The following is a 9579-nucleotide window of genomic DNA, read 5'->3' on the forward strand; positions in this document are numbered from 1 at the left end:
GCGCCTTCCCACGCCCTCGGCTATCATGCGCCGCCGAGGGTCAGCCCCCGAGGGTGCTCAGCGGCGGGCGGGCTCGGCGGATTGGGCGCGCATGGCGACCGCCTCGGTGATCTGGCGGGCGAGGTCTTGACCGGTGAGACCGATCCGGCCGAGGATCGCGGCCCGCTTGGCGTGGTCGAGGAACTCCTGCGGGATGCCGAAGGTGCGGACGGGCACGTCGACGTCGGCGTCACGCAGGAGCCGGGCCACGGCGTCGCCCACCCCGCCCACCCGGCCGTTGTCCTCGACGACGGCCACCAGTCTGTGCTCCTTCGCCGCCGGAACGAGCGCCTCGTCGAGCGGCTTGACCCAGCGGGGGTCGACCACGGTCGACGCGATGCCCTGGGCATCGAGCAGGACCGCAGCGTCCATGCAGACCTGCGCCATCGGGCCCACGCCGACCAGCAGCACGTCGGGCTCGGCCTCGTGCTCGCCCTCTGGGTCGCCCTTCGGGGCGCGCAGCACGTCCATCTCGCCCAGCCGGCCCACCGCGTCGAGCGCCTCGGCGACCGGGCCCTTGGGGAAACGCAGCGCTGTCGGGCCGTCGGAGACCTCCAGGGCCTCGCGCAGCAGCTCGGTCAGCCGGTCGCCGTCGCGCGGCACCGCGACCCTGAGCCCGGGCACCACCTGGAGGATGGACAGGTCCCACATGCCGTTGTGGCTGGCGCCGTCGTCGCCCGTGACACCCGCCCGGTCGAGCACGACGGTGACCGGCAGCCTGTGCAGGGCGACGTCCATGAGGAGCTGGTCGAACGCGCGGTTGAGGAAGGTGGCGTAGACGGCCACCACCGGGTGCATGCCGCCGAGGGCGAGCCCCGCGGCGCTGGTGAGCGCGTGCTGCTCGGCGATGCCGACATCGTAGATGCGGTCGGGGTAGGCCTCGGCGAACGCGTTGAGGCCCGTCGGGTGGAGCATGGCCGCGGTGATCGCGACCAGGTCGTCGCGCTCCTTGCCGAGCCGGACGAGCTCCTCGCTGAACACGTTGGTCCAGATGCGGCCCTTGGGCTTCTCCGCGCCGGTGGCCCGGTCGAAGGCGCCAGGCGAGTGGAACTGGTCCTCGTCGTGGTCTTCCGCGGGCGCGTAGCCGCGGCCCTTCTGGGTGAGCGCGTGCACGATGACGGGGCCGCGGAAGCCGCGGGCCTTGCGCAGGGCCGCCTCCATGGCCTGCTCGTCGTGGCCGTCGATGGGCCCGACGTATTTCAGGCCGAGGTCCTCGAACATCACCTGCGGCGCGATGACGTCCTTGACGCCCTTCTTGAAGCCGTGGAGCGCGTCGTAGAGGACGGGAACGTTGCCGATCTTGTCTTTGACGTATTCGAGGACGTCCTCGTAGTGGCGGTTGACGCGCAACGAGGACAGGTGTGAGGCCAGGCCGCCGATGGTGGGCGAGTAGGAGCGGCCGTTGTCGTTGACCACGATGACGACGGGCAGGTCCTTGGCGGCGGCGATGTTGTTGAGTGCCTCCCAGGCCATGCCGCCGGTCAGCGCGCCGTCGCCGATCACCGCGACGACCGTGCGGTCGCGCTCACCGCGCAGCTTGAACGCCTTGGCCAGGCCGTCGGCGTAGGACAGCGCGGTCGAGGCGTGGGAGTTCTCGACGAAGTCGTGGTCGGACTCTGCCTGGCTCGGATAGCCCGACAGGCCGCCCTCCTGCTTGAGGGCGTTGAACCCGGACGCGCGGCCGGTGAGGAGCTTGTGCACGTACGCCTGGTGGCCGGTGTCCCAGACGACGGGGTCGGCCGGCGAGTCGAAGACCCGGTGCACGGCGATGGTCAGCTCGACCACGCCGAGGTTGGGGCCGAGGTGGCCACCGTACTTCGCGCACGAGTCGACGAGCAGGTCACGGATCTCCCCCGCGAGCCGCGGCAACTCCTCCACAGCGAGCCGTTTGACGTCCTGCGGTCCCTTTACCGAGCCCAGCAACCCGCTCACGGATCCGACTCCCCTCTGCTCTTGTCCGCCGATTCCCCGAGTGTAGTTCGCGGACGCCTCACTGACTCCATCGAGTCAAATCCACCCCGGTATGTCCGATCTTGACCTACTCTTTCGGTACCTATGAACTCCGTCCCCAAAACTAAACTCGCAGCACTTGTGGCGGCCACACTCGCTCTTGCCCTGGCAGCGGCCGGTCTGGTGCTCGTTCTGGTGGACGTGACCATGAGCGCGGAGGGGTTACGCAACGGGGCCCAGCAGCTCGCCGCCCCTCCCTCCCGGGCCTCGGGCCGGCAGGCGGGGGCACCCGACCTCGGCCGGGCGATGGCGACGCGGAATCCGCTCTACAGGACCGGGCGGCTCAGCGACGTGAACTGCCGGCCCGGCGCCCTGCCTGCCAGGAGCATCATCGCGTACCGGCGCTTTCTGACCCGTGTGACCGCGTGCCTGAACCGGGTGTGGGGCGCGCAGTTCCGCAAGGCGGAGATGACCTTCACCAAACCGCGCCTGCGCATCATCACTCGGAAAGTCAGGACGCCCTGCGGGGTGTGGAACGCCGGCGCCGACGGTGTCTACTGCTCCACCGACCGCACCATGTACCTGATGATCAGCAAGGACCAGTTGCGCAACCCGTTCCCGCTCGGGATCACCCGGTTGATCGCCCACGAGTACGGCCACCACGTGCAGCAGATCTCCGGCATCTGGAACTACTACTGGACGGCCAGGACCCTGGCGGGCAAGGCCAGGCGGCTGCAGCTCTCGCGCAAGTCCGAACTCCAGGCGGAGTGTTTCTCCGCCGCCTTCATGAGCACGATGCGGGGCTCGGACCTGGTCTCCGACGCCGACTGGGCCTACACCGTGGAATGGTTCAGGAAGAACGGCGCCAAGGGCTGGCCCCAGAACGACCACGGCAGGGGCCCCACGCAGGCAGCCTGGATGTCACGCGGGTTCGAACGGGGCACGCCTGGCGCGTGCAACACCTGGGCCACTGCGTCACGTAACGTCAGATGATCTAAAATCCGCCATCGTGCGCGTATCCCACTTAGCGGTTGTCATGTGCATGGTCGCGGGCCTGCTCGTACCAAGCCCCGCCCGCGCGGGGCAACGAACCGCGCACGCCGGGCTCTCCGGCGAGATGAGCAGTGGCGGGGTCATGCCGCTGGAGTGCGACGTCCCGGCGATCCGGCTGGGCAGCGTGGCCTCGCTCAGGTCGTTCCACCACGCGATGGCCGACTGCGCCGACCGGTTCTGGGCAGTCACGTTCGCCGTGGCCGGCCTGGCCTACACCCGGCCCACCGTCACGATCACGACGGGAACCGACTCGGTGTGCGGCACGATCACCGGCAACGGCGCGCACTACTGCCCCGAGCAGCGGACGATCGCCGTCCGGATCATGCGGCACGAGCTGCGTGACCCGTTCAGGATGAACATCGCGCACTCCATCGCCCACGAGTGGGGACACCACGTGCAGCAGCTCACCGGCGTGCTCGGCGCGCACGAAGCGCTGTACGCGCCGGCCTCGGAGCGCGCGCGGACCCTGCTGAGCCACCGGCTGGAGATGCAGGCCGAGTGCTACGCGGGCGTCTTCTACAGCGCCGCGCTGGACTCGATCGACCCCGGCATCGCGTGGGAGGCGTGGATCGAGGCGGTGAGCAAGGCGGACGAGAGCGAGACCCACGGCAAGCCGAGCAACCTGGCGCTCTGGCAGGACCGCGGCTTCCGCGGCGGGGCGACCGGCTTCTGCGACACCTGGACGGCGGGCGACTCCCAGGTCACCTGACCCTTTGGCCCGCGGCGCTTCTCAGGCGTTGGCTCGGGCCAGCACCTCCAGCGGGTCGGACAGGACGTGGGCGAAGGCGAGTTCGGCCGCCCCCACCAGGGTGGCGGCGTCGCCCAGAGCCGACGTGCGCAGCCGCAGCCGATCACGCTGCGGCGCCATCGCGTGCAGCGTGAGCTGCGTGCGCACCTGCGCCGCCGAGCCGAGATAGATCTCCCGCAACATCCCGCCGAAGATCAACATTTCCGGGTTGAAGATGTTCACCAGGTTCGCGACGCCGAGCCCGAGCCATTCGCCGACCCGCTTCAGGCCCTCCTGCGCTCCGATGTCGCCCCGGTCCGCGGCCTCCACCACGGCCCTGACCGCGTCCCTGCCCTGCTGCGCGCCGAACCGGCCGGCCGACTCCAGCAGCGCCCGCTCTCCCACCTCCGCCTCCAGGCAGCCGCTGGAGCCGCAGCCGCAGGCGCGGCCGCCCGGGTTGACGACCATGTGGCCGACCTCCCCGCCGTAGCCGTCGTGGCCGCCGAGCAGGTGACCGCCCGCGATGATCCCGCCGCCGATGCCGACGTCGCCGTGCAGGTAGATGAGGTCCTTGACGGCCACGCCGACCCCGCGGCTGTGCTCGGCGAGCGCGGCCAGGTTGGCGTCGTTGCCCACGCTGACGGGCAGCCCCAGACCCAGCCTGCGGCCCAGCTCCTCGCCGAACGGGACCTCCTCGTCCATCAGGTTGGGGCCGAACGTGACCACGCCGTCGGCCTTGCGCACGCCGCCGGACACGGCCGCCGCCGCGCCGACGCACACGGTGTCGGCCCTGGTCTTGCGCCGCATCTGCCGGGCGAACCCGGACAGCGCCGCGGCCAACTCGTCCAGCTTGAACCGGCCGCGGTCGCGCGGAACCTCCCTGCGGTCGAGGATGACCCCGCCCAGCCCGACGCGGGCCACCGCGAGCCGGTCGGGGCCCACGTCGAACGCGAACACGTAGACCCGGGCCGACTCGGGCCGCACCACGAGCGAGGGCCGCCCGGCCCGGCCCGTCTCGCGCGGCAGCTCCTCGCGTACCAGCCCTGCGGCGGTGAGGTCGGAGGTCAGGGCCATGATGGTGCTCCGGTTGAGCCCCATCCTCGAAGTGAGCTCGGCGCGCGAGATCGGCCCGCCCAGATGAACATGCCGGAGCAGCGCGCCGAGATTGTGGCGTCTGATGTCCTCTTGAGAGGGTCCGGCACGCATGGTCTGGAGTTCCTTCAGGGGCTGCGAGTCGCTGATCACCTTAAACCAGCGGCCGCCGCCCGCTTGCGCGCCATGGCGTCGACACCCGCGGCGAGCAGCAGGACGGACCCGGTGACCAGGTACTTCACGCTGGCCCCATACCCCATCAGGCCCATGCCGTTCTCGATCACGGCCACCACGGCGCCGCCCATCACGGCGTCCAGCACCCTGCCCTTGCCGCCGAACAGGCTCGTGCCGCCGATGACGGCCGCGCCGACGGCGTACAGCAGGACGGAGCTGCCGCCCGTGTTCGGGTCGACGGAGCTGGCCCTGGACGCGGCCACGATCCCGCCGATCGCGGCCATCGAGGAGCAGATCACGAAGGCACTGATCTTGAGCCGGTCGACCGGGATGCCCGCTCTCCTCGCGGCCTCGGCGTTGCCACCGACCGCGTACAGGTGCCGGCCGAACGCGGTGCGGCGCAACACCACGGTCCACACGACCAGCAGCACCAGGATGAGCGGCACCACGATCGGCACGCCCGTGAGCGAGACGAGCTCGGGATTGCGGCTGCGCTCCAGGTTGAGCGCGAAGACCGCGAGCCCGGCGAAGAGCGCCAGCATGCCCACACGGAACGCGATCAACGACATCGGGTCGGCGGTCAGGCCGCGCTTGGCGCGGGTCCTGGCCCGCCTGAGCTGCACACCCGCGAAGACCGCCACGCAGAGCGCGTAGAGCGCCCAGCCCAGCCACGGCGGCAGGTTCCTGTTCGCGATGGCGACGATCACGCTGTTCCTGATGGAGATGTTCGTGCCCTCGTCGACCAGCACCAGGACCAGGCCCTGGAAGGCGAGGAACGCCGCCAGCGTCACGACGAACGACGGTATGCCCACCTTGGCGACCAGGGTGCCGAGCGCCATGCCGATGAGCACCCCGGTGAAGATGGCCGCCGCCACGCACACGTACCAGGGCAGGCCCGCGCTGGTCAGCGTGACGGCGAGCACCGCCGCGCACACGCCGCTGGCGAAGCCGGCCGACAGGTCGATCTCACCGAGCAGCAACACGAACACCAGCCCCATCGCGATCAGCGTGATCGCGGCGCCCTGGGTGAACAGGTTGGCGAAGTTGATCGCGGTGACGAACGAGGGCCGCGCGACCGCGAAGACCGCGCAGAGCACCACCAGGCCGAGAACGGCCGGCAACGCGCCCATGTCACCGCCGCGCACCCGCTGGACGTAGGCGAGGAAACTGTTGCCGATCGACGGTGACTGCGTCGCCGCGACGATCGCCTCGCCGGGTAGTTCCTTGACCTTGTTCATGGCGTGACCCCGTTCTTGAGGCCGAGATCGCCGCTGCGGCCGGAGGTGATCAGTTCGACGACCTGCGCGTGCGTCACGTCGGCGGTCTTGACCTGGGCGGCCATCCTTCCGAGATAGAGCGCCGCGATCCGGTCGGAGACGGCGAACACGTCGTTCATGTTGTGCGAAATGAGCACGACGGACAGCCCGGTGTCGGCCAGCCTGCGCACCAGTTCGAGCACCTGCGCGGTCTGGGCCACGCCCAGGGCCGCGGTCGGCTCGTCGAGGATGACGACCTTGCTGTTCCACAACACGGCCTTGGCGATGGCCACGGTCTGCCGCTGCCCGCCGGACAGGCTGGAGACCTGCTGTCTGATGGACTTCACCGTGCGCACGGACAGGCTGCTGAGCGTGCGCTCGGCCAGTTCCTCCATGCTGTCCTCGTCGAGCAGGGGGCCGCGCCTGCGCTCCCTGCCGAGGAACATGTTCTGGACGATGTCGAGGTTGTCGCACAGGGCGAGGTCCTGGTAAACGATCTCGATGCCCAGCTCGCCCGCGTCGCGCGGGCTGTGGACCTGGACCGGGCGGCCGTCGAAGTGGATCTCGCCGTCGTCGATCGGGTAGATGCCGCCGACGCACTTGACGAGCGTCGACTTACCGGCGCCGTTGTCGCCGACGAGCGCCGTGACCTCGCCGGCGTACGCCGAGAACTCGACCTTGTGCAGGACCTTCACCGGGCCGAAGCTCTTGTCGATCCCGCGCACTTCAAGGAGGGGGGTCATGGGGCTCCCTAAGGGAGGGTACGGCCGCGCTCGTGAAGCGGGCCGTACCCCTTGGTCTTATTCGATTCCTGCCTCGGTGCACTTCTCGGCGAAGTCACCGGTGCACAGTTCCTCCTTGGTCACGAAGCCGTCGGCCACCACGTCGTTGACGTTGTCGAAGTAGATGGCCTGCGGCTCCATCAGCTCGGCGGGCACGTCCTGGCCGCTCTCCGGGTCCTTGACGCTGCTGCTCGCCGTGGGCTTCTCCCCCTTGGCCAGCGCCACCGCGAGCTTGGCCGCGGCGTCGGCCTCCTTCTTGACGGCCTTGTAGACCGTCATGCACTGGTCGCCGGCGAGGATGTTCTGCAGGCCCTGGACGGTGGCGTCCTGGCCGGTGACCGGAACCTTGCCGTTGAGGTTGTTCTTCTTCAGCACGGTGATGGCGGCGTTGCCGAGGCCGTCGTTGGCGGCCAGCACTCCGGCGATCTTCGGCTGCTGGGTCAGCATCTGCTCGAAGATCGTCCCGGCCTGGGTGTTGTCCCAGTCGGGCACCGACTGCTCCGGCCCCTTGACGTACTCGCCGGCGTCGAACTTGGGCTTGAGCACCCCGTCGTACCCGGCCTTGAACAGGGTGGCGTTGTTGTCCGTCGGCGAGCCGTTGAGGTAGGCGACGATCGGCTTGTCCGCCTTCTTGTCGGTCAGGCACTTGGCCAGGCCCTCGCCCTGGAGCTGGCCCACCTTGGTGTTGTCGAAGCTGACGTAGTAGGCGGCGCCGCCGCCGAGCGTCAGCCGGTCGTAGTCGATGGTGGCCACGCCCTGAGACTTGGCCTTGTCAATGACCGTCTTGCCGGTGCCGCTGTCCAGATTGACGATCATCAGGACGGTGGCGCCGTTGGTGATCATCTGGTCGGCGATGGTCTGGAACGCCGTCTTGTCGTTCTGGGCGTTCTGGATGTCGTACTGGACGCCGGCGGCTCTGAACGCCTCTTCGAGGTACTTGCGGTCCGCCGTCTCCCACCGGGCCGAGGACTTGCTGTCCGGCAGGATGACGCCGATCTTGCCCGCCGGTGCCGCTGAGGCGGTGGCGGAGGCCGTGGTCGAGGAGGTCTGACCGCTTTCGCCCCCGCAGGCGGTGAGACCGAGAGCGAGCGCGGCTGCCGCGGCGGTCAGGCTGAGGATCCCCTTACGCATAGTGCAGGGTCCTTTCTTCCGGAGGGGCCCGGATGAATGTTGTTTGCGGCAACGTATTCCGGGATGGACTGCTTTGGAAGACCCAGTGGCGCGGTAGTTTGTTGTTTCTAGTAACAATCAGGAAACACAACGCCCGTCGTCGGGGTCCCCGGGGGCGCGCCAGGTGGGGGTGGGCGACAATCGGGGCATGGGAGGTCCGGTCGAGATCGTCGACTACGATCCGGGCTGGCCCGCCGGCTTCGCCGCGCTCGGCCGGACGATGCGCGCGGCGCTCGGCTCCGTCGCGGTGCGGATCGACCACATCGGCTCCACCTCGGTGCCCGGCCTGGCCGCCAAGCCCGTGATCGACGTGCAGATCGCGGTGCGTTCACTCGAACCGCTCGAGGCGTTCAAGCGTCCGCTGGAGCTCATCGGCCTGGTCCATCGGGCGGACAACCCCGAGTTGACCAAGCGCTACTTCCGCGAGGCGCCGGGACGCCGCAGGACCCACGTCCACGTGCGCGAGCTCGGTAGCTTCTCCCAGCAGTTGCCGCTGCTGTTCCGCGACTACCTGCGCGCGCACCCCGCAGCCGCGAGCGAGTTCGCCGAGGCGAAACGGCGGTGCGCCGACCGGTTCCGCGACGCGCGGCAGGAATACGTCACGGCCAAGGAGCCGTACGTGTGGGACATCGTGCGACGCGCCGACGCCTGGGCCCAGCGCACCGGCTGGCGCCCCGGCGCGAGCGACGCCTGAGCCGCCGCGCCGTCACGGCGACCCGATGACCACGTTCTGCACGATCAGCGCGAGCGCCGAAGCGGTCGCCACCACCAGCACGGCCATCCGTGCCTTCCCGCCGTCGAGATAGCGCCGCAGCGGCCCCGACACCAGGAACCCGAGCACCATGGGCGCGACCAGCGTCGCCCCCGTCGCCAGGGCCCGAGCGGGCAGCTCGCCCACCAGCGCCAGGATCGCCAGCGACTGCAGCGCGCTCAGGCAGAAGAACATCGCCAGCGTCGCCCTGATCTGCGGGCCCTTGGCGCTCTGGTACACCAGCGCGATGGGCGGCCCGCCGATGCCCGTCGCGGTGCCGGTGACGCCGGACACGAACCCGGCGGAGGTGATCGTCACGCCGGTGCGCGGCACGCTCAGCGCCCTGGCGGTCAGGACCACGGCGGCCAGCACCATGACCGCCACGAAGACGCTCCTGGCGTATATGGATGTGTAGACAATAATTGCTGCGCCGATAGCGCTGCCCGGCACCCTGCCCAGCAGCGCGAACCCCACTCCCCGCCACTCCACCCGCCGCCACTCGACGGCCAGCGTGAACAGCGGCATCGCCAGATTGACGACCTGGATGGCGCCCGGCATCAGGCCTGGGTCGAGCATCGTCAGCAC

At 69.7% G+C, this 9579-nt stretch carries 9 protein-coding genes; 3 read left to right on the forward strand and 6 right to left on the reverse strand.

Features of this window, described 5'->3' with window-relative positions; translation table 11 throughout:
* Positions 1 to 57: 57 nt before the first annotated feature.
* Positions 58 to 1962, reverse strand: a complete 1905-nt coding sequence (gene dxs, locus E1294_RS31820; RefSeq protein WP_132514609.1) for a 1-deoxy-D-xylulose-5-phosphate synthase — start codon at positions 1960 to 1962, stop codon at positions 58 to 60.
* Positions 1963 to 2130: 168 nt separating this feature from the next.
* Between dxs and E1294_RS31825 the strand changes: the two genes are divergently transcribed.
* Both E1294_RS31825 and E1294_RS31830 read left to right on the forward strand, forming a co-directional pair.
* On the forward strand, positions 2131 to 2982 hold the full coding sequence (locus E1294_RS31825; RefSeq protein WP_246083424.1) for a neutral zinc metallopeptidase: 852 nt from the start codon (positions 2131 to 2133) through the stop codon (positions 2980 to 2982).
* Between the two features lie 16 nt (positions 2983 to 2998).
* A complete protein-coding gene (locus E1294_RS31830; protein WP_132514591.1) occupies positions 2999 to 3751 on the forward strand; it encodes a neutral zinc metallopeptidase in 753 nt (250 codons plus the stop codon).
* A 21-nt stretch (positions 3752 to 3772) separates the two neighbouring features.
* On the opposite strand, the gene E1294_RS31835 is transcribed toward E1294_RS31830, so the two are convergent.
* From E1294_RS31835 to E1294_RS31850, 4 genes are read right to left on the reverse strand one after another with little or no spacing between them, the layout of a single operon-like run.
* Positions 3773 to 4975 (reverse strand): ROK family transcriptional regulator, encoded by a 1203-nt coding sequence (locus tag E1294_RS31835; protein ID WP_132514593.1) that lies wholly within the window; start codon positions 4973 to 4975, stop codon positions 3773 to 3775.
* Positions 4976 to 5010: 35 nt separating this feature from the next.
* The gene (locus tag E1294_RS31840; RefSeq protein WP_132514595.1) at positions 5011 to 6273 is read right to left on the reverse strand and encodes a sugar ABC transporter permease; all 1263 of its coding nucleotides are present in this window, start codon (positions 6271 to 6273) and stop codon (positions 5011 to 5013) included.
* Positions 6270 to 7034: an ATP-binding cassette domain-containing protein gene (locus tag E1294_RS31845; RefSeq protein ID WP_132514597.1), complete on the reverse strand. Its 765-nt coding sequence runs from the start codon at positions 7032 to 7034 to the stop codon at positions 6270 to 6272. The genes E1294_RS31840 and E1294_RS31845 overlap by 4 nt, the downstream gene beginning before the upstream one ends.
* A gap of 57 nt (positions 7035 to 7091) precedes the next feature.
* Positions 7092 to 8204, reverse strand: a complete 1113-nt coding sequence (locus E1294_RS31850; protein WP_132514599.1) for a sugar ABC transporter substrate-binding protein — start codon at positions 8202 to 8204, stop codon at positions 7092 to 7094.
* Between the two features lie 187 nt (positions 8205 to 8391).
* Here E1294_RS31850 and E1294_RS31855 point away from each other — a divergent pair, with 187 nt between their 5' ends.
* Entirely contained in the window at positions 8392 to 8937 is a 546-nt protein-coding gene (locus tag E1294_RS31855) for a GrpB family protein (RefSeq protein ID WP_132514601.1), read from the forward strand.
* A 12-nt stretch (positions 8938 to 8949) separates the two neighbouring features.
* Here E1294_RS31855 and E1294_RS31860 read toward each other — a convergent pair.
* The coding region (locus E1294_RS31860) for a sulfite exporter TauE/SafE family protein (RefSeq protein ID WP_132514603.1) at positions 8950 to 9579 on the reverse strand (630 nt) is incomplete at its 5' end.

Origin of the sequence: Nonomuraea diastatica, from assembly GCF_004349015.1 — a bacterium.
In the GTDB taxonomy this organism is placed as follows: domain Bacteria; phylum Actinomycetota; class Actinomycetes; order Streptosporangiales; family Streptosporangiaceae; genus Nonomuraea; species Nonomuraea diastatica.